This window comes from Verrucomicrobiota bacterium (assembly GCA_038744685.1).
GTDB lineage: Bacteria > Verrucomicrobiota > Verrucomicrobiia > Opitutales > Puniceicoccaceae > Puniceicoccus.
Genome location: JBCDMB010000042.1, coordinates 1 through 19,331 on the forward strand (window position 1 = coordinate 1; position 19,331 = coordinate 19,331).

A 19,331-nucleotide genomic window follows, 5' to 3' on the forward strand; every position below is an offset into this window, starting at 1 on the left:
CCTCATCGAGCCGGATGATCTTCTCGTTCCCAGAAGCCTTCGCTTCCTCTTCTGTCTCTTTCTCGCTCATTGTCTTGGTTCCTTATCTGAACCTTCCTGAGCACCTCCAAATCAAAAGTGCGAAAAATATCCTACGTTATCTAATAGAGCTGGCTGGATGAAATAATCACAGTGGTTTATTTTCGAAAGGCCCGGCTTGCGAGACGCTGCGCCCTACCATGAGGATCTACGTTCACAAGGCCAACTTGAGTTAGGTCTTATGGGCGGGGCGTAGTCTGTGACAAGTCGCGCAGGGTGAAACTAAATCGAGGTTTGATTTTCAACATCCCGAATCCCCGCAACCCATTTGACGAAGCTCATGCCAGGTGAGTTCCGAGGCCACGCTATCGCACACCGCTCCTGCCTCCTGTCTTCCGAAACTCCCATATCTCGCTCCCGTTCAAACTTCACCCTTCTCCGTTTCACCCTTCAAACTTCCCTCTTCTCCCTCTCCGCGCCTCTGCCTGAGAATCGGCGTTTGACTCCATGCGGTGGTGGTTCATCGATGGAGTCGTGTGTCGATCTTCTCAACGAAACGGAGCCTTTTGTTGGAAAGCGTTATTCGTTGGTTTCGGGTTGTCGGTATCCGTAGGAGTCGTCGCGATCCCACTGGAGTTGTCCGACGGAGAAAATGATCCAAATTTCGACTGGATTGAACTCACCTCGGGAGAGTGGCTGAAGGGTGAGTTTCGCTCCATGTATGATGACACAGTCGACTTTGACAGCGATGTGCTTGGATTGCTGGAAATCGACTGGGAGGATGTCGCTGCGGTTTATTTCCAGGAGCCCACCGGAGTCCGGTTGGGCAGAAGGACGGTCACCGCCACCCGGCTCACAGTGAAAGACGGATTAGTTTCACTTTCCAAGGATCCTGCCGATGGCAGTTCGGCGAAGGTAAGTGAAGTGATTGCCATAGCTCGAGATACCCGGTCGGAATGGGACCGATGGAGCATTGTCGGGAAGGTAGGCCTGGACTTTCAGCGCGGAAACACCGATGAGACGCGACTCACCTCCACCCTGAATGTGGAACGCCGATCGTCCTCGACTCGGGTGCTCCTCTCGTATTTGGGGAACTCGAGCGAAACTTCGGGGATCACCACGACCAACTCGCATCGAGCCAACGGCACATTCGACTATTTCTTTGATGATCGAATTTACCTCCGTCCACTGGGACTGGAGTATTTTCGGGATCCATTTCAAAACATAGGAGCACAATTCACCATTGGGGCCGGGTATGGTTATCGGATCTTCGAAACAGGTCCGACCGATTGGGAAATCCTAATCGGCCCCGCCTACCGTGAGACCCGTTTTTCGACCGTTCAGGCGGGAGAGTCTAACCGGACCGGCAGTGGAGCGGGAATTCTGCAAACCGTCTTCGAGACGGATCTTACCGAAGATTTGGATTTGAATCTCCTCTACCGTTTGGTCCTGACCAACAAACGTTCCGGCCTTCTCACCCAACACTTTGTGGGCTCCTTGGACTACGAACTGACGGAGATTCTTGATCTCTTCATCATGTTGCAGTTTGACCGAATCGAGGAGCCGACAACTCAGGAAGACGGGACCACTCCCGAAAAGGATGATGTGACCTTATCGGTCGGTTTTGGGTTGGATCTGTAGGAGAGGGTTTATCCCTCGACCTAGCAGAAGGTGAGCTAAAGTCTGCGTTATGTTGTTTACCAAGGATAGATAAGCAGGCTCACGCGGAGACGCAGAGACGCGAAGAGAGGTGAATTGAATTGTGCTCTTGGTAAGAGAATGAAACAGGCTCCGAAAAGACTTGGTGTTTGAAAGTAAAGCGGAGATCTGCTTCAGGACTTGCGCGGAGTGTCCCGATGAATCGGGACTCACCCCATTATTTGGATCTAATTTCAAAAACCAGTCTCTGAATAAAGACTGCCACGGTAGGGCGTAGTCTTCGACAAGCCGCGCTGGATGGAAGCAAGACGATGGTCTATTTGTAAGAAGAGGCCTCTACCCCCGGAACTGAGTTCCGAGGCCACGTTTGTCCCCTATCCCCGGGATATCATAATCGCACTCGTAATCCTCATCGACCGATTACGATTATGAGTTCAGGTTCAAGATCCTTGAAACTTAGAACTGATCAACTCTCCTTCTGGTACCATTCCCCTTGGGCGTTTTGTAGCCATAGGCCGTCAGCGGCCTGCTCGGCGATCTGGACGGCTCGTTGCTGGCCGACTTTGATCGCCGGAACATCGGAACGAGCGGCTATGAGCTCGTAAGCAATTTTTCGGTCCGCGTTTTCCGCCTCAACAAGCTTCTTATTCTTTCGGGAAAGGTTTTCCCTTGGTGTCACATAGCCTTGATTATTCTCTCCGATCATCCCTTCCATCCAGAGTTTCTCAATCGAGGGGAGGCGTTCGGCGAATCTTTCTTTCAAGGCGACGGTATCGACGCTCGAAAAAAGTGAGAGAGGAAGGCAGAAAATGAAGAGTATACGAATGGTTCTCATGAGTCCTTCGTGGGGTTAGCTTGCATCGGTGGATGGCGGTTCCTCTTCGAGCAATTGGTTCTGCTCATCCAAGTCGCCAAAAAAATCATCCAGCTCTCTTTCTACCTTAAGATTGATGTCGAGGGTAACATGAATCGGCCGCACCTCAGCCTCCACGGTGTGGGTCGTGTTGAGGCAACCGGAAAGGACGGAAAGGGCAGCAAGGGCAACCAGGGTTCCGAGAGCCTGCCGATAGTTCATAAAGGGGAATATAGAGAGACTGAGTGGAGGTGCGAATGAATTCTTGAGAATTCAGAAGATTAGGTTTTGCAGAGAGAGTGGAGGTCAATCGAAGTGCCCATAGAAGTATCCGCGACTCGACTGAGTTCGCGGTTCGACAAAGCTCACCGCCCTGAGCGTGTCGAAGGGCCGAAGTCCGCAGAGGAAGACTTAGGTATCATCGGCAACCATCGGCCTTAGCGGGTCATCGGTCTTTGGGGAAGAGGCTACATCCATTTGCCGCGCTGACCTCTGGAATTGGTGGTTTTCAAATGTAGACTGGAGGGTTTTTTTAGGAATGCCCGGCTTGCCAGAGCCTGCGCCCTACCGTTTGAATATTACTTTGTAACTAACTTTTTGATACAAAAAGGTAGTAGAAAAAAGACTATGAATCCGAATTCAAAGTTGTGCGTTTAACCTTCAACTTTGCCATCTCCTTCGATTGGGTCCGGGTTTCGACTCGCTCACCCGATAATCTCTGCTGCCTGCAAGAGAATTCGAATGGTCTCCTGCAGTTGGCCGCGGAGGGGAATGGTCAGAACCAGGGGGATTCTCGTTCCTTTTACCATCGAGTAACCTTCGAGTTTTATCTCGCCCTGGCGTTCGTCGAGGTCTTCCTGAAAGAGAGAAATTCTGAGCAGAGTCACTGTGAGATCCCTTGCGGCCAGTTCTACGAGAATCTGAGTTCCATCTTCCCGGCTAAGGAGTTGATCAATGCGGAGTCCTTCAGCGACTTTAACAGGATCCAGTTCCGGATCACCCGTCATCCATCCTGCTCGGGTGAAGCTCAGCCTCCCGATCGTGTCGGGAACCATTTCAATGAGTGAGGGCAGGACCGTAACGAACCCGGATTCCCTCTTGAATGCGATCTCTCCCTGAACCTGAGCGTCTACCGTCCCATCGAAAACCGCGAAGTGGTTGTTGAGTGTCCGGAGATCGAGATTGTGGAAGGCAGCTTTCGCCTCGATATCGACCGTTTCGGCAAATCGGAGCGAAACGTCTGCGTCGATTTCACCTGAAAACGCAGTTAAGCTCGCGCCGACCTCCACCGCAAATGGTGCATCCGACTCTTGAGACAGATCGGCCGAGAAAGAGAATGGTTCGATCTCAATTCCATTGATGACTCCCGAGCCAGAATCGCTGGCGATGAAGTAGCTAGTTTTCTTGGGATCGATCTCCATCGAACCGGAAAAACCGAAGGCAGTAAGGAAGATGTCGCTTTGTTTCCAAGTGAAAGTCTTAGCCTCCGCATCTAAAAAGACTCGTGAGTCTTCTGAGTTCTGACTGATTTCCCCTTTTAGCATACCGTCCTCCGCAGAAAAACCGAATGCTTCCCACTCCTTTTCCAGGCGAACAAATGTCGATTCAATTTTGGATACAAGATCTTTTGAGTCTGTCTCAATCGTCGCTCGTCCGTTTAGGTTTTCCCAGATCGCTCCAAAAAAAGGTGGAGCTTCTACCTTCCAGAGTTCGAGTTGGGACTGGAGAGAGTCCCAATTCGGGGAGGCGACTGATGACCAGTCTAGATCAGCTTGAAGCCTTTCGTTGTTTCCGCTTCCGCGGATTTCGAAAGCGATGGATAGTATCTCTCCCCGCCCCCCAAACTCTTTTGCGATCCCGGAGGAAGAAGTGAAGGATAAGGTTGCCAAGGGGTTGTCGCTGAATGGGCTGACAATTTGTAGGTTGTCGATGACGAGTCCAAACGCGGGTAACTGGAAACCAGAAACAGAAGTTGGGGTTTCGCTATCTTCTACCGGCACATCGACATCCTGAGCTTCGGAAAAGGGAGACTTTTCCGAAAGAAGAATGGTTCCGTTTACTACGGATAGATCCAAGTCTTTACCAAAGACCTGCCAACCGGAAAGAGCGGCCCTGATCTCCTCAGCCGAAATGCGAAACCCTCCCAATTCTCCGGATACTCCCTCTGCGAGAAGACTGAGCGGGGTGGGAAAACTCAACTGATCGACTTCGGGATCCTGAATCCCCACGACACGAAGAGTGATCTCTGTAAGACTAACCCGAAAAAGGAAAACGGCGAAGAGTGTTGCGACAACGACGGCTAGAAGGATAAATAGTATGCGAAAGAAAAGCTTCACCGAATCAAAAAAACGGTAGGGCGCAGGCTCCGGCAAGCCTCCACGGTCCTGAATTAGCGGTCAGATTGTAATTCTAAAAGGGTAGGGCGCAGGCTCTGGCAAGCCGGGCAGAAGGGAAATAAGGCCCAGTTCTATCTTTGGAAGACGAGGCTTGCCAGAGCCCGCGCCCTACCATGGTCAATCCAGGCCTTCGTAGAAATGCGGCCATTCCTCGACCACGGTCACCAATTTTGCCCTCACTGGATTGTGTCGAATATAGGCCGACTTTTCGCCAAACTCTGCGGCACCTCGGATGCGATGTTCAAAGAACCCATCTTGCCATGCTATTCTGGAGTTGTGGGTATGGAAGGACTTCCAAGCCGCAATGGTTTTCGTAAAAGGGACTTCTTCTGAAAACACGAAAAGCCCGTGCACATGATCAGGCATGACAACGAAGAGGTGACTCCACCACTTTTGCCGCCCTTGATAGAACTTTACAGATTCTACGAGTTTCTCTGCACGTCCCGCTCGTAAAAGCTCGTCATTGGATCGATCTTTACAGCAAATCGTAATAAAATAGGTGGGTCGACCCGAGACCCAATGCGGAACAGTATGCGGCAGATTTTTCCGTTGGAGAAAGGAGAGCGGCCGATCCGTCATGAATTTTCGAGTCAACGGCAGGGCGGAGGCTCCGGCAAGCCTTCATGGTCCTCAATTGACGGTCAGACTGTAATTTTAAAATGGTAGGGCGCAGGCTCAGTTCGGCAGGCTCACCACGGGGCCGGCAAGCCGGGCATAGAGAAAATGAGGCCCCGTTCTATTTTCGGGAGACGAGGCTTGCCAGAGCCTGCGCCCTACCTCGGAAAGTTAAAATACCTTTCGGCATTCTCATAACAAATTCCCCTGATCAAGTTCTCGAGTAGTTCCGCATCTTCAGGAATGAGTCCGGCCTCGACGTCGGCACCGACAATTCTGCAGACGAGGCGGCGGAAGTATTCGTGTCTTGGAAAGCTAAGAAAACTGCGCGAGTCGGTCAGCATCCCGACGAACTCACTGAGCAAGGCAACGCTTGAAAGGACCTCCATTTGGGTGCGCATTCCATCGAGGGTGTCCAGGTGCCACCATCCAGATCCTAACTGCATTTTCCCTGGAGTCTCTCCGTCCTGGAAACTCTGCATGAGCACTGCAAGAGGTTGGAGTGCCGCCTGATTGAGGTGATAGAAGATGCATTTCGGGAGCTCGCCAGTTTGAGCGAGACTATCGAGGAAGAGTGCCAGTTTGCGGATGACTGGCTCGTCGTTGAGAGAGTCGTAACCTGTATCGGGGCCGAGTATTTGAAACATTCCGGTGTTCGTGTTCCGAAGGGGACCGATGTGGAACTGCATCACCCAACGCCTTGCGGCATTCCAGCGACCAACGTTTTGGAGGACGAAAGTCATCCACTGCTCTTTCTCACGAGACGATGGTTTTTCACCCTTCCTCAGACGGATAAAGACGGATTCAGCATCTTCTGCAGAACAAGGAACAAATGGGCAAAACTCCATCCCGTGGTCACTGATTCGGCACCCGGTCTCGTGAAAAAAGTCATGCCGGGCTCTCAGCGCAGCGAGAAGGGTCTCCGCAGAATCAATGGAGGATCCATGAAGGTCTTCCAGCGCATCGATCCACATGTTCCAAGACGGAAGATGATCCACCGTCAGGGCCTTGTCGGGCCGGTAGGTGGGATAGATCTTTGTGGAAAATGAAGATTCGTTATGTCTACGGTGGTGCTCGAGCGAGTCGAGCGGATCATCGGTTGTCCCAATCGCGCGGATCGCAAACTTTTCGCAGATTCCATGGACGTTAAAGGATTCGTCAGCCAGCTGGGCGTTCGCCCTTTCCCAAATCTCATCGGCCGTCGTAGGGTTTAGAACCTGATCAATTGCGAAGTATCTTTGCAATTCGAGGTGGGTCCAGTGGTGAAGCGGGTTGCGGACCATGTGGGGGAGTGCTGCCGCAAAAGCGTCAAACTTGTCCTTTGGATCTGCATCGCCGGTGATCAGTTGTTCGGGGACACCGGCTGCCCGCATTGCTCGCCACTTATAGTGGTCCTCACCCAGCCAGACTTCAGCGAGGTTTGTGAATCTTGCGTTGTTTGCAATGTCTTCAGGGGAAAGATGGCAATGGTAGTCAAGGATCGGTTGTCTTGCGGCGATCTCATGGAAGAGAACCCTTGCGGTCTTTGTGGAAAGAAGAAAGTCCTGGTCGAGGTAAGCCATGGTAACGCGTGGAGTCTTCTGAGGCAGATAGCGAACGTCCAACTCTAAATCGGTAGGGTGCTGAGCGGTGAAAAGCCTAGAATAGTGGAAATAAAACCCGGTTCTGGTTCAATCGGTATGGCGATAGTGAATTTCCGCGTCCTTTGGACAAGTTGCGCTGGGTGAACTATCATATCAGGCAAGCTCCGAGGCCACGTAGCCTCGGTTCTCTGAACCGGGGAGGGGGAGTTCACTATTCGTCCCGAGTGTCCCTGTATTCCCGGTACACTTTCCGCATCCCCCACTTCTTCAGGCGGGATTGGAGAGTACTTGGTTTCAGACCGAGTGCTTTTGCAGCACCTTGGTCACCGTAGATTCTCCCGGCCGATCGTGTCAGCGCGTTGAGAACAATCTTCTTCTCGAAGGATTCGAGTTCTTCGAGGTTTTTGGGCTCATTTGTTTTTTCCCTTTTCGGTTCGGCTTCTCGTGTTCGACCATTGTCGCCCAGATGAAGGGTTAGGGTTCTTCCCTTGGAAAGGATAACACTGCGTTCCAAGACATTTTGAAGTTCGCGGATATTACCGGGCCATGGGTAGTCAATCAGGCGTCGTGCATCTTCTTCTTTGATCCCCAGACGCTTCTTTCCCAAACGCTGACACGATAGACCAATGAAGTGTTCGGCGAGCGAAGGCACATCTTCTGGACGTTCCCGCAGGGGAGGCATTCTGAGAGGGAAAACACTGAGGCGGTAAAAGAGATCCTCGCGAAATTGCTTTTTGGTGACCTCGACTGCGAGGTCGCGGTTCGTTGCCGCGATCAGCCTCACATCGACTTTGCGAGGCATGGTCTCACCCACCCGTTGAATCTCTCCATCCTGCAAAGCCCTCAAAAGCTTTCCCTGCTGTTCAAGAGGAAGCTCGCCGACCTCATCCAGAAACAAGGTCCCTTCGTGGGCTAATTCGAAGCGCCCGATCTTATCTGCAGTTGCCCCGGTAAATGCGCCTTTTTTATGTCCGAAAAACTCGCTCTCGAAGAGTTCTTTGGGGATCGCTGCGCAGTTCACTTTGATTAATGTCTTTTTCTTTCGCTTGCTCCAATCGTGAATCGCGTGAGCAACGAGTTCCTTGCCGGTTCCGCTTTCACCTTCAATCAGTACGGTCGTGTCTCCCGGGGCAACTTTGCGAGCTTGTTGGAGAAGCTGTTTTAAGTTCTCACTCCCGCCGACAATCGCATCGGGCTGGTAATCCGCGCGAAACTCCTCTTCCAAATAGTCCCGGACGCTTTCGAGTCGAGAGAGCTGGTCTCGGTCTGTCATGACTCCAACCGTCCCGATGGGAACTCCGTCTCGATCCAACAGGGGCATGCCTCTACCCAGCACGGCGCGGCGGCTGCCGTCTTTGCAGATGATTTCCAATTCATACCAGTCGCTCAACCCTTCCTGTCTTTCTGCATTGCGGGATTCCATTCGACTCCACTCCTCCTCCGGTAAGAGGTGGCGGTAGAGCACCTCTCCCATTAGGTCGGCGGCTCGGAAGCCAGTCATGACCTCAAAGGCCCGGTTTGCAAAAAGAAGGCGATCCTGAAAGTTGGTGACGACGATAAGCTCTTCGATGCTGTGGACAGCAGCGAGGAGGACTTCCTCAAACTGCTGGCTGGATATTGGTGAGACGGTCTTTTTCCGGGGTGGCATGGGTTAGAACTCTCGATGAAAAACCGAAATTTCGGTGAAAAACAAACCGAAAAATCAATTTAAACCGAAATATCAGTGATAAAACGCGGTGTGAAGATTCCTAAAAATTCATAGAATATTGAATATCAATGACTAAAGAAATTGGCACAGAATACGCAAAGAGGAGACAAAAATCTAAACGACTGATGAATATCCTACACATCCACGCTTCTCCTCGTATCGAGGGTTCTCATTCTCACCAACTTGCCCAAGCATTCTTCGAAAAGCTGGAGTCAACGGGAAAGTCTTTTGAAATCGATACGCTCAATCTCTGGGAGGAGAATATTCCCGCCGTGGATGAGCGGTTTCTCAGCGCGAAGGAGAAGGCGGCGAGTGGAGATGACCTGGCCAACGGGGACCGGGTAATCTGGAGCCAAGCGGAGAACCTGATCGCACGGATCAAGAGTGCGGATGCAATTTTGTGGAGCGTCCCGATGTGGAACTTCGGCTCTCCCTATGTGGTGAAGCAGTTTATTGATGTCGTCACGCAGTACGGTTATCTCTTCACAGTGACGGAATCGGGCTACTCGGGTCTTCTGGAAGACAAACCCACTCTGCTCGCCCTTAGTCGAGGCGGAAGTTATAGCAAAGGGAGCGGAGCTGAGGTCTACGATCACCAGGAACCCTACCTGCGGGCCATCCTTGGCTTCTGGGGGATTCAGAGCATCTCTGTTGCCTACAGCGAAGCGACGATGGGAGAGCCAGAGGCAAAGGCTGCCTCGTTTGCGAAAGGACTCGAAGCGGTCCATACTTTTGCCGAACAAATAAGCGCCTGAGACTAGCTCACTTTCCTCGAAGCCGTTTTATGAAAAAGTTTTTCTACTCTTTATCCGCCTTAGTCGGAATTGCCACTCTTGTCGTTTGGGGTCTTGGGGGCTTCCACACAGGTTGGACGCAAACCAAGATTCCCATCACCGGGGTCGATGAAATCACCGGTATCGAATATACTACCTACGATGACGGCTTCGTTGCCGGCATCGACTTTCTCGGAGGTGGGATCGCAGTCGCCGTTGTGATCGCCGCGATTACTTTCGTTGTTCAATTCATCCAGTCGAGGAAATCGGTTTAGGTTTCCCCGCCATCTATAAACACCAACAAAAACATCATGAAAAACACCATCAAAGCCACAGTCATCTCCTTGACCGCTATCGCTCTCCAGAGTTCTCTAAGCGCTGCCCAGGCGTTTAACTTCGAGGATCCGAAGGGGGTCAACACGATCAGCTTCACTCTCGATGCACCGCTTGAAACCATAAGCGGCACGACCAACGGAGTTACCGGCACGGTCGACTATGACCCCGCAAATCCAGAAGCAATGAGCGGCACTATAGTGGTCGATGCAACGTCGATCGTAGTCCCCAATCCGGTTATGCTGGAGCACCTTCATAGCGAAGGTTGGATCAACAGCGGCGAGCATGAAGAAATCACTTTCGACGCTGGGTCGGTCAGTAACGTCAAAAAGGACGGCGACACGGTTACCGCTGACATCAAGGGAACATTCACCTTTCACGGGGTGAGCCAAGAGATCACTGCACCACTGACGATTACCTATCTTCCCGGAAAGCTGAAAGCCCGGAATGGTGGCGATGTGGACGGAGACCTTCTCGTGATTCGCTCCAATTTTGAGATAAACCGGAGCGATTTTGGAGTGAAGCCGGGTCAGGCAACTGATAAGGTTGCCGAAGATGTGGAAGTGAGTTTTGCACTGGTTGGCTACGCTGCGAGTTAGGCGGCAATTCCACTAACGGGATGGACCACCTTCCCCTCAAAACCCGAAGGGCGATTCCTTCGGGTTTTTTTACGGATTGAGAAAGTCCTCACTAGTCGGAGGCGGTTTGATCACTGAAGGCACCACCCCGGCCCGAAAAGGCGGACCACCCCTCCTCGCAAAAGAAGAGGGGAGTTATTGTTATTCAACCGCGCCTCACACAAAGCATGATCGCAAAAATCTAAATCGTTATTGCTATCGAAGCGCCCTAAAGATCCTCACCCGACGCGGAACTTCAAGCCTAGGTGGCCTCTGTTCTTTGAAAAGGGGGATTTCCTTCCTTGCTCCCTTAAATTGAAAAAGGAAAAGGGAACGCACACGCGCCTCACAACGAGCCGCCTCTCCAATGACAACTACTTCGTAAGCAGTCCGCCGAGCTCTCCGCCATATCCGGCCAGCTCCAGATAGGCTCGACCGATCTCGTTGCCCCGTTGGTCAAAAACGGCACAGGCCCCTTCCCAGTAAGCGTTGTCGCCCCGGTTGCCGACGAACTCTTGCTCCGCGAGAAGCGGAATGATCCGATAGGTCATCGTTTTGCCAGTATTTGGATGAACTGCCTCGATCGTCACTTCAGTTGGGTATGTAATTCCCGTCTCGGGGCTGGTCCATTCCTTTACTGTCTGCCAAACGAAATCCTCGGCGTAGCGAACAGCCGTTTCTCCGTCTTCATCAATCCAGTAGATCGCTGACCACGGATCAGCGGTTCCGTCCTTTTTGCGCAATCGATAGGCTTTTACCTCCGTGCCATCGTCGAGCTGGATAGCGGTCCAATCCCATCCATCAAGATCACTTCCCAACTGGCTTGAGGAAATTTCGTGGTCAAGCCAGCCAGTTCCTTCCACCGCGACTGACTCTCCGTTTCTCACCAGTTCACCAGTGATTTCTAACCGTGGATACGTCCAATACCAACTCACTGCCGCCGGATCTGCACCTTTGCGGCTCAGGCCACGCTCCCCAAACGCAATCAGTGGTTTAGTCGGCTTGAAGGTAAGGTTCAACCGTGACCCGTCATCCAACGCCACGGTCTTCTCCATCTTTTCCGACTGGTCGAGCATAAAGGCAGAGACTCCACCAACCTGTAAGTCCAGTTTTTCGTCGGATGCGCGGGCCTGCCATCCCTGGCGGTAGAGTCGTTCCGCGTGCTGATAGGTTCCGTCGGTTAAGTTGCTCAACGCTGTATGCGTCATAAAGAGTTGCTGGCGCCCGAAAGCAGTTTCCACCTGAGACCGCGATCTTCCGGCAGCACCCTCAAGTCGAAAGACTACTGACTGGAAACCGAACTCTTCCGTTCCGTCGACGGTTTGGAGATGACCCACCCAATACCACCACTCGATTCCGTATCCAAAATGAGCACCGTGGGCCCGTGGGAGTTCGGGGGTCACGTTGGGTTGAGGAACCGGGTATCCGGATTCGGTGAGCTCTGGTGGCTGTATCCATTTTGCTCCGACAATACAGGGGAAGGCGGCCAGAAGAATGAAGCACGGTAGTTTCATCGGGATCGTGTGTGCCACCAAGCTCCGGTGGCGAGGCCACTGACAAGTCCTCCACCGACGAGTAGTAGGCCAAAGACCAAAATTGACTGGAAGGGGAGGGACCAAATCAAGGTCCAGCCGAAAGACTCAACATTGATGACATGGATCAGTAGCCAGCCAAGGGCTAGACCGACAAGCGTGCCTCCGATCCAGGCGCTCAGCGCAATGCCCGCTCCCTCCAGACCGGCCGTGGTTACAAAGTTCCGGGTGGAAAAACCAAGCTTTTTCAAAGTGTTCCAGGTGGTGCCGGATTCAGCAAAGATCGCGAGCAAACCGAGGATGAGTCCAGCCATCGCGATGGTAATCCCGATCCCGTTGAGTGCCGAAGTCACTCGAAAGGTCTGATCGAAGATCCCCAATGCCACGTCCCGCAACTCACGGGCGTTTCGAATATCGAGTCCTGGGAAGTCGAGTCGTAAGGAATCCCGTAACGAGTTGACCGAAACGCCATCTTCGAGAAAGAGGCTTGTGTTGATCGGTCTTTCCAGTCCAGTCCATTCCTGCCAGACGGGAATATCAACCGCTGCTGCGCCAAACTCGTTGCCGTAATCGGAGTAGATTCCAATCGGGCTGATCCGCTTGGGACCGGATGGAGTCTGCAGCTCCACAAAGCCTCCATCAAGAAGGTCAAACCTTCTCGCAAAGGTCTCGCTTACGAGAGCCGCTTGGGCATTGTCGACGGCTCTAAGCCTACCTGGTTCGGTATGCCAGATTTGCTGCATCCCTCCCGTCCAAGCCGCAAAATCAATCCCTGCCAAAACGGTTGTGCCGCGAGGCGCCTCGACGTAGGTGATGTAGAGGGTGTCCGCGAATTTGACAGCTCGGTTATCCGTTAGTCGCTCTAGGATAGCTTTATCGATTCCATTGACTGACGACGCAGCACCTGAGCCTCGCTCGGACACGTACAGATCGGCTTGGAATCGAACATCGAACCACCGTTCAATCGTCCCACGGAAGCTCCCTACCATTTGAAGCATTCCGGTTACCATTCCAACGGCAACCACTAGTCCCGCGACGGCAAGCCGATGCCGACTCGATCCTTCTGCGAGACGGCTGATCGCAAGTCTTGCCGCAGGACCCAAATTCAATTTTCGAAGTCCCCAGCTGATCAAGATAAGGATTTCACCCGAAAGCAGTGCCGCACCAAAGATCCAGAATCCTGCTGCGACGAAACCCCCAATCGGCATGCGCGACCCACTTTCCAGAACGGGTGAGGGAATCACCAGACAGAGAGCCCCCAGAATCAGGGCAAGGATCCCGAAAGTGGGGCTTCGCAACCACTTGAATCCCGGTGACCAGTCTCCTCGGGAAAGGATCTGGGCGGGTGGTGTCACCATTGCATCTCGGGCCGGTAACCAACCCGCAAGAAGGCTAAAGAAGAAACCGATACCTCCTCCGATCCAAAGGTCTCTTGCTTTTAATTGAATCGATTCGACTGAGGTAGCGAAATAGAGGGCATTGACCGTATCGGCCAGAATGTGGACGGCACCCGATGCCAGAAGAAGGCCTACGCCGATTCCAGCTGCAGAGCCAATGAAACCAATCAGGGCGGCTTCAAAGAGCAGACAAAGGAGGATGGACCGCGCACTCACGCCGAGACTTTTCAGAGTGGCGATCTCATTGCGCCTGCGCACCACGGCGGCATCCAGAGCCTGGAGTATCAGGTAGGCACCGACCAACATCGCGATGAGCGAAAGAATCATAAGATTGAGGCGAAAGGCTGCGGTCATATCGGCTCGGTCGGCAGCCCGCTCGGCAGCAGCCCGAAGGACTAAGCCTTCTGGTAGTCCTTCTTTCACCCTTACTTCGATTTGGGCCAGATAGTCGGGATCCGCGGCTTCAGAACGGTCATTCAGGATCACTTCGACTCGGTCGATCTCGCCTTCCCGGGCGAGCATCGATTGGGCTGCGGGGAGGTCAACGATCACCAGATCCTCGGGAACCAGAGCTTCATCGTTACCGAGAGATCCAGCAATTCTCAGGTCGTGTACCCGCCCAGCCACGGAAGCCTTGAAAGTGTCTCCCTCGGAGAGGCCGGACTCTGCTAAAAAGGTGGTGCTCACCCAGACCTGATCTGGGGAACCGAGCCAGTCATACCACTCACTCTGGTCGTTCCCGATGGAAAAGTCGCCGTCGATGAAGCGGGGCAGGTTGGCTACCGATACGAGGTCCAGTCCGATGAGGCGGAGCTGGCGCTTCGGCGCGAGGGCTTCATCGAGCTGGGTGAGTGGTCCTTCAGTAATGGGAAACAAGTGCCAGTCGACGGAAGAACCTAGTTCGGACAGTCCGAACAGGTGGTGATCCTGTAATGGCCCCACAGGTGCCTCGATCAGGAACTCGCTTCGTCCGGAGACTGCCTCATTGAAGAGTCCAAAGTTTGCCGAGGCTGCCCGGCTCGCTTGTCGAATGCCATTCAAAGAACCGACGCCAATCGCGACTATGGCGAGAATCAATAAGTAACTCCACTTGGATTCTACCCAGTGTCGCAGCGTGGACTTTCGCAGAAGAGTCCAGGCAATTCGCCGATCACTTCCGCTCATGCTTCCTCACGCAGAATACGACCATCCTGCATCCGGACAATTCGATTACAGATCCTTACCGTGCTCCGGTCGTGGGTCACAAGAAGGACGGCGATCTCCTCTTCAGTGGAAATTCTTTCGAGCAGATCCAGGACGAGTTCGCCGCTTGCCGAATCGAGACTCCCTGTCGGCTCGTCGGCAAGAATCAGGCGGGGTCGGTTCATGACCGCTCGAGCGAGAGCAACTCGTTGTCTTTCCCCGCCACTTAGGGCACTCGGTTTATGATTTTCGCGGTGGGCCATCCCGACGAGATCGAGAAGCTCGCGTGCACGAGAAAGACGGTCGCCTGATGGTATTCCCGCAAGGAGACCCGGGAACTCGACGTTCTCCAGAGCTGAGAGGGTGGGAAGGAGGTGGAAGCTCTGGAAGACGTAGCCGATCCGGTCGCGGCGGAGGGCTTCCAGCTCTGAGGAGGAAAGCCCATGGATTGCTCGCTCACCGACGAGAATTTCGCCTGCGTCAAAGGGTTCAATCCCGCAGATGCAGTTGAGTAGGGTCGACTTCCCGCTTCCACTCCGGCCCATCAGGGCGACCCGCTCCCCAACGTCGACGGTAAGATCGACTCCGTGGAGCACTTCGACAGAACCATAAGACTTCCGCAAACCCGCGACCTTGAGGGCAGATTTGGGTCGGGCGTTATGGGTGGGCGCGCGAGTGGCTCGTGGAGACGTCATGAAAAAGATGAAGTAAGACTCCGTAAAGGTATGAACGCAAATTGAGTTCAGGGAATGGGTGATGGATTTAGAGGAGGCTCGAAAAGGGTAGGCTGCTTGAGCGGGACTATGTGACAGTTAAGACTGGCAGTCTCATGCTGGACCGACCGCTTAGCACCACCCCGTCGCCCTGAGGGGCGCCACCCCTCCTCATACTTGATGAGGGGAGCTTCTTTGTTCATGACCTATGGTGATTCAGAACCCCTCCTCCGAAGCACAGCATCGAGGTTATGTGGCCTCGGTTTTTTGAACCGGGGTTAGTGGTCTAAAAAACGCATTTGGTATTCGGCACTCGGCGATACGAAAGCGGAGGACCGAAAATCGAAATCCAAATCGCTATCGCTTTCGAAATCGTAGGAGGATCTTTTAGTTGCTAACGTACGAGACAGAACTCGTCCCTCCCGAACGGCTGGTGCTTTATTTTCTATCTTCAATGTCTCGCGTTTTACCCGTTAGGCTTCAGCCTTCAGGGAAATGGCAGAAGTTTTACTTCATTTGATTCATCCGATGCTGGAGAAATCGAGGGTGAACCGTGTGCTTCTTGAACGGGCTCAGGGTTTGGGGGATGTCGAGGTGAATGACCTTTATGAACTCTACCCGGACCATATGATTGATGTGGAGCGAGAGCAGGCTCTTATGACTAAGCACTCTTCGATCGTCTTTCAGTTTCCTTTTTTCTGGTATTCCAGTCCTTCGTTGCTCAAAGAGTGGTTCGATCTGGTCCTACAATATGGTTGGGCCTATGGGAAAGGTGCCAATGCGCTTGTTGGGAAAAAGGGGCGATTGGCGGTGACGACCGGAGGTTCTGCCGACTCCTACTCAAAAGAGGGTCACAATGGATTTACGATGCAAGAGTTTCTCTGTCCGATCTTCTCCACGCTGGGACTGTGCGGGATGGAGGTAGGGGACTCATTTTTTGTCCACGGCGCCCTCCAGATGACGGAAGACGAGATGAAAACTGTCGCTGCCGATTTCGAAGACTGGCTTTTGAAGGAGTAACCAATGGACGAAGGACAATTGATCGTTAGCATTTTCGTCTACCTTCTGGCGGCGGTTGTGAGTGTTTGGCTCTTTCGGGCACTCGGGCTGAGCTCTGTCCTTGGCTACTTGATTGCGGGAGTGGTCATCGGTCCCTTTTGTTTGGGTTTTGTCGGCGCTGAGGGTCAGAAAGTGATGCACTTTGCAGAATTCGGAGTCGTCATGATGCTCTTTCTAGTAGGCCTGGAGTTACAACCTTCACTCCTCTGGAAACTCAAAGGGCCGATCGTTGGCTTGGGCGGTGGGCAGGTGGTTTGTACCTCGATGGTGATAATGGGGATCGCGATGGTTCTCGGCCTCGATTGGCAAATGGCACTTGCGGTTGGAATGGCGCTGGCACTCTCGTCAACAGCGATTGTTCTCCAATATCTTGAGGAGAAAAATCTTCAGGATAGTTCAGCGGGCCGGAGCGCTTTTGCCGTTCTGCTTTCGCAGGATATCGCGGTGATTCCGATGCTGGCGATTCTTCCCATGTTAGCGACGCTGGAAGTCGTGACCGGCGGGGGAAGCAATGGGCACGGAGCAGAGCACGATGACCCCAGTGCGATCCATGCATGGCTGACTCAACAGCCCGGTTGGGTGAATACCCTTTTCGTTCTTGGGGCGATTGCCATCATCATCCTCGCAGGGCGTTACCTGATGAGGCCCATCTTGCGGTCGGTAGCGAAAACGGGTGTGAGAGAGGCTTTCGTTGCTCTTGCGCTGGTATTGGTGATCGGAATCGCCATGCTGATGACGAGCGTCGGTGTTTCGGCAGCGTTGGGGACTTTCTTGGCTGGTGTGGTTCTCGCGGAAAGCGAATACCGGCATGAGCTGGAGGCTGATATCGAACCGTTCAAGGGCCTTCTTCTGGGTGTCTTCTTTATTGCGGTGGGTGCATCGATTGACTTTTCGTTGATTGCGGAAAGGCCGATAATGGTCGCTGGCGTGGTCATCGGAATCGTGGTCGTTAAGGCAGCGGTGGTCTTTGGTTTGGGGAGCGTCGCTCGATTGGTTCTCGATCAGCGAATGATCTTCTCACTTTCGCTCGCTCAGGGAAGCGAGTTTGCTTTTGTCCTTCTCGGGTTCGCGTTGACCGCAGGTGTCCTGGAGCAGGAGACGGTCCAGCTTCTAGTGGCTTCAGTCGCCCTGTCTATGGCGTTGACTCCTTTGATTATGATTTTCGAGGAGAAATTCCTTCGAGAACGCATTGGGACACGAGTGACCGACGGAAAGGATCCCGATCCGATGGAAGAAGACGCACCGGTGATCCTCGCAGGCGTGGGTCGATTTGGGAACTTTGTCGCCCGCGCACTCATGGCCCAAAAAATCCCGGTCACTGTGATCGACTCGGACGCGGATCACGTCGAGTTCTTACGGAAGTTTGGGATGAAAACGTTCTATGGAGATGTCTCGCGACATGATCTCCTCCACGTTGCAGGAGCGGGTAAGGCAAAGCTCCTGATCATCGCGATCGACGATGAAAGGCAGATTGAGAAGTTGCTGGAAACCGTCAAGAAGCACTTCCCTCGGCTCGAAGTGATGGTTCGCTCTCTATCCCGGCAGCATCAGTTTGAGATGGTCAATGCGGGAGTATCTACCATTCACCAACACGTAGGGAGTGCACTCACTCTCACCGAACGTGCACTCCACAAGCTCGGATATCGGGCCCATGCGGCTTCTAGGATCATCAAACGGTTTATGAAGCATGACGAAGATGCGGTTTTTGAGGTGGCAGAATTATCAGGCGAGGAAAGTCAATTGGTTCGTCGGATGAGGAGTCGGATGGAGGAACTCGAAGTAGAGTTTGAGGCGGATAAGACTGGGCTTCCGACTGAGGACCACGGGTGGGACTCCGAGCAGCTGAGAAAAGATGTTTCTGCAAATGAGTATAGCTCGATCGTGCCGAAGAAGGATTCCAGCGTTGGACCAGCGCGCGAAGACTAGTTGGCTTCGATCCTGTCTACTTTCAATGAGAAAGGACCTGGTTTCTTGTCGGCAAGCATGATGGCCATGCGGCGAAGGTCGGCTGGATTGAAGGTGTAGCCCTCCAACGAGCGCCCACGCCAGCTTTGCCGTAGTTCAGCAAAGGGGATGAAGGCTTCTGTCCACTCTCCTGCGGTGGTTGGAAATTCAGCACCGAAGGTGACTGGCCATCGGTCGCGATAAAGAGCGTCGCTTTCCAAACGAAGTTGATAAGTTCGCCCGTCCCCGAGGACGCGAATGCGGATGCCTTCAAAATCGGAAAGATCAAGAGAGACTGGCTGGTATACCGAAGCGAACCCGCCGCTGTTTTCCAGCGAAAGCTCCCCAGAAAATTCCATACCGTCAGCAACCATGCGCGCGGAACCGGTTGAGATTCCTCCCATCACTCCGTCGTTGTTCGACGTCCAAACGGCGTCGTCAGTTTCGGGAGTAAAGGAGAAGAGCGTGATCATTTTCTCCTCGGAAGCATGGGCAAGGGTGCACCCTATGAAAATACTAGAAAACAGGAAGAGTTTGGAGAGGATAGGGTTTTCGCTGCGGATCATGAGGAGAGAAAACGTCCTTTTTCCTCGCGGTCAAATTCGGTGGATACTGCCTTTGGCGGACGATCTCGTCCGCTGGATTTGGATGATCGGACAAGGGGTAAGCAGGGGGCTTTGTCAGCTTCGAGGCTGTCACCCTTGAGAGGCCATTTGGAGGGGGGGCAATTGGATCCACGGGGTAATACGGAAACCACACCACTCCAATGGGGCGGACTAAAGTCCGCGCTCCTCAAGACCACTACTATGGACCGCGGACTTGTAGGATAAACCTCATGAGTCAGTTTTTACAGTTCTTCCGAGAATGGATATCTTTCATTCGTCGGAGGAAGGACTGGAAAAAGTCGCTTCGGACTGAAAGAGTTCGGGGCAGCCAGGGGGCCGGCGGC

Annotated in this window: 16 protein-coding genes; 6 read left to right on the forward strand and 10 right to left on the reverse strand. The window is 53.1% G+C overall.

Annotation, left to right across the window (positions count from 1 at the left end; genetic code table 11):
• Positions 1-525: 525 nt before the first annotated feature.
• Positions 526-1,659 carry a DUF481 domain-containing protein gene (locus tag AAGJ81_15205; protein ID MEM0967494.1) on the forward strand — a complete coding sequence of 378 codons (1,134 nt, stop codon included), beginning with the start codon at positions 526-528 and terminating at the stop codon, positions 1,657-1,659.
• A 484-nt stretch (positions 1,660-2,143) separates the two neighbouring features.
• Here AAGJ81_15205 and AAGJ81_15210 read toward each other — a convergent pair whose 3' ends face one another.
• From AAGJ81_15210 to AAGJ81_15235, 6 genes are all read right to left on the reverse strand, one after another.
• Complete coding sequence (locus AAGJ81_15210; protein MEM0967495.1) at positions 2,144-2,512, reverse strand: DUF1318 domain-containing protein; 369 nt, start codon at positions 2,510-2,512, stop codon at positions 2,144-2,146.
• Between the two features lie 15 nt (positions 2,513-2,527).
• Entirely contained in the window at positions 2,528-2,752 is a 225-nt protein-coding gene (locus AAGJ81_15215; protein MEM0967496.1) for a hypothetical protein, read from the reverse strand.
• Between the two features lie 482 nt (positions 2,753-3,234).
• Complete coding sequence (locus AAGJ81_15220; protein MEM0967497.1) at positions 3,235-4,866, reverse strand: hypothetical protein; 1,632 nt, start codon at positions 4,864-4,866, stop codon at positions 3,235-3,237.
• Between the two features lie 177 nt (positions 4,867-5,043).
• Positions 5,044-5,505 (reverse strand): transposase, encoded by a 462-nt coding sequence (locus AAGJ81_15225; GenBank protein MEM0967498.1) that lies wholly within the window; start codon positions 5,503-5,505, stop codon positions 5,044-5,046.
• A gap of 194 nt (positions 5,506-5,699) precedes the next feature.
• A complete protein-coding gene (uxaC, locus tag AAGJ81_15230) occupies positions 5,700-7,103 on the reverse strand; it encodes a glucuronate isomerase (protein MEM0967499.1) in 1,404 nt (467 codons plus the stop codon).
• A gap of 232 nt (positions 7,104-7,335) precedes the next feature.
• Positions 7,336-8,772, reverse strand: a complete 1,437-nt coding sequence (locus AAGJ81_15235; GenBank protein ID MEM0967500.1) for a sigma 54-interacting transcriptional regulator — start codon at positions 8,770-8,772, stop codon at positions 7,336-7,338.
• Between the two features lie 185 nt (positions 8,773-8,957).
• On the opposite strand from AAGJ81_15235, the gene AAGJ81_15240 reads away from it, so the two are divergent.
• The 3 genes from AAGJ81_15240 to AAGJ81_15250 are packed head-to-tail and all read left to right on the forward strand — an operon-like array spanning position 8,958 to position 10,537.
• Positions 8,958-9,587: an NAD(P)H-dependent oxidoreductase gene (locus AAGJ81_15240; GenBank protein MEM0967501.1), complete on the forward strand. Its 630-nt coding sequence runs from the start codon at positions 8,958-8,960 to the stop codon at positions 9,585-9,587.
• Between the two features lie 29 nt (positions 9,588-9,616).
• On the forward strand, positions 9,617-9,880 hold the full coding sequence (locus AAGJ81_15245; GenBank protein MEM0967502.1) for a hypothetical protein: 264 nt from the start codon (positions 9,617-9,619) through the stop codon (positions 9,878-9,880).
• A 36-nt stretch (positions 9,881-9,916) separates the two neighbouring features.
• Entirely contained in the window at positions 9,917-10,537 is a 621-nt protein-coding gene (locus AAGJ81_15250; protein MEM0967503.1) for a YceI family protein, read from the forward strand.
• A gap of 392 nt (positions 10,538-10,929) precedes the next feature.
• Here AAGJ81_15250 and AAGJ81_15255 read toward each other — a convergent pair whose 3' ends face one another.
• Genes AAGJ81_15255 through AAGJ81_15265 form a run of 3 tightly spaced genes read right to left on the reverse strand, consistent with a single transcriptional unit; the run spans position 10,930 to position 15,361 of the window.
• Entirely contained in the window at positions 10,930-12,069 is a 1,140-nt protein-coding gene (locus AAGJ81_15255; protein MEM0967504.1) for a lipocalin-like domain-containing protein, read from the reverse strand.
• Positions 12,066-14,648: an FtsX-like permease family protein gene (locus AAGJ81_15260; GenBank protein MEM0967505.1), complete on the reverse strand. Its 2,583-nt coding sequence runs from the start codon at positions 14,646-14,648 to the stop codon at positions 12,066-12,068. Before AAGJ81_15260 ends, AAGJ81_15255 begins: the two co-directional genes overlap by 4 nt.
• A complete protein-coding gene (locus tag AAGJ81_15265) occupies positions 14,645-15,361 on the reverse strand; it encodes an ABC transporter ATP-binding protein (protein ID MEM0967506.1) in 717 nt (238 codons plus the stop codon). The genes AAGJ81_15260 and AAGJ81_15265 overlap by 4 nt, the downstream gene beginning before the upstream one ends.
• Positions 15,362-15,874: 513 nt before the next feature.
• Here AAGJ81_15265 and AAGJ81_15270 point away from each other — a divergent pair.
• Entirely contained in the window at positions 15,875-16,399 is a 525-nt protein-coding gene (locus tag AAGJ81_15270) for an NAD(P)H-dependent oxidoreductase (GenBank protein ID MEM0967507.1), read from the forward strand.
• 3 nt (positions 16,400-16,402) lie between these two features.
• On the forward strand, positions 16,403-18,364 hold the full coding sequence (locus AAGJ81_15275; GenBank protein MEM0967508.1) for a monovalent cation:proton antiporter-2 (CPA2) family protein: 1,962 nt from the start codon (positions 16,403-16,405) through the stop codon (positions 18,362-18,364).
• Here AAGJ81_15275 and AAGJ81_15280 read toward each other — a convergent pair.
• On the reverse strand, positions 18,361-18,948 hold the full coding sequence (locus tag AAGJ81_15280; protein ID MEM0967509.1) for a CIA30 family protein: 588 nt from the start codon (positions 18,946-18,948) through the stop codon (positions 18,361-18,363). The genes AAGJ81_15275 and AAGJ81_15280 overlap by 4 nt on opposite strands.
• Positions 18,949-19,331 lie beyond the last annotated feature (383 nt).

Coding starts and splice junctions, on each gene's coding strand:
- AAGJ81_15270 (MEM0967507.1), top strand. CDS start 15,875: ATGGCAGAAGTTTTACTTCATTTGATTCATCCGATGCTGGAGAAATCG.
- AAGJ81_15205 (MEM0967494.1), top strand. CDS start 526: ATGCGGTGGTGGTTCATCGATGGAGTCGTGTGTCGATCTTCTCAACGA.
- AAGJ81_15215 (MEM0967496.1), bottom strand. CDS start 2,752: ATGAACTATCGGCAGGCTCTCGGAACCCTGGTTGCCCTTGCTGCCCTT.
- AAGJ81_15275 (MEM0967508.1), top strand. CDS start 16,403: ATGGACGAAGGACAATTGATCGTTAGCATTTTCGTCTACCTTCTGGCG.
- AAGJ81_15245 (MEM0967502.1), top strand. CDS start 9,617: ATGAAAAAGTTTTTCTACTCTTTATCCGCCTTAGTCGGAATTGCCACT.
- uxaC (MEM0967499.1), bottom strand. CDS start 7,103: ATGGCTTACCTCGACCAGGACTTTCTTCTTTCCACAAAGACCGCAAGG.
- AAGJ81_15280 (MEM0967509.1), bottom strand. CDS start 18,948: ATGATCCGCAGCGAAAACCCTATCCTCTCCAAACTCTTCCTGTTTTCT.
- AAGJ81_15250 (MEM0967503.1), top strand. CDS start 9,917: ATGAAAAACACCATCAAAGCCACAGTCATCTCCTTGACCGCTATCGCT.
- AAGJ81_15265 (MEM0967506.1), bottom strand. CDS start 15,361: ATGACGTCTCCACGAGCCACTCGCGCGCCCACCCATAACGCCCGACCC.
- AAGJ81_15225 (MEM0967498.1), bottom strand. CDS start 5,505: ATGACGGATCGGCCGCTCTCCTTTCTCCAACGGAAAAATCTGCCGCAT.
- AAGJ81_15255 (MEM0967504.1), bottom strand. CDS start 12,069: ATGAAACTACCGTGCTTCATTCTTCTGGCCGCCTTCCCCTGTATTGTC.
- AAGJ81_15210 (MEM0967495.1), bottom strand. CDS start 2,512: ATGAGAACCATTCGTATACTCTTCATTTTCTGCCTTCCTCTCTCACTT.
- AAGJ81_15235 (MEM0967500.1), bottom strand. CDS start 8,772: ATGCCACCCCGGAAAAAGACCGTCTCACCAATATCCAGCCAGCAGTTT.
- AAGJ81_15240 (MEM0967501.1), top strand. CDS start 8,958: ATGAATATCCTACACATCCACGCTTCTCCTCGTATCGAGGGTTCTCAT.
- AAGJ81_15260 (MEM0967505.1), bottom strand. CDS start 14,648: ATGAGCGGAAGTGATCGGCGAATTGCCTGGACTCTTCTGCGAAAGTCC.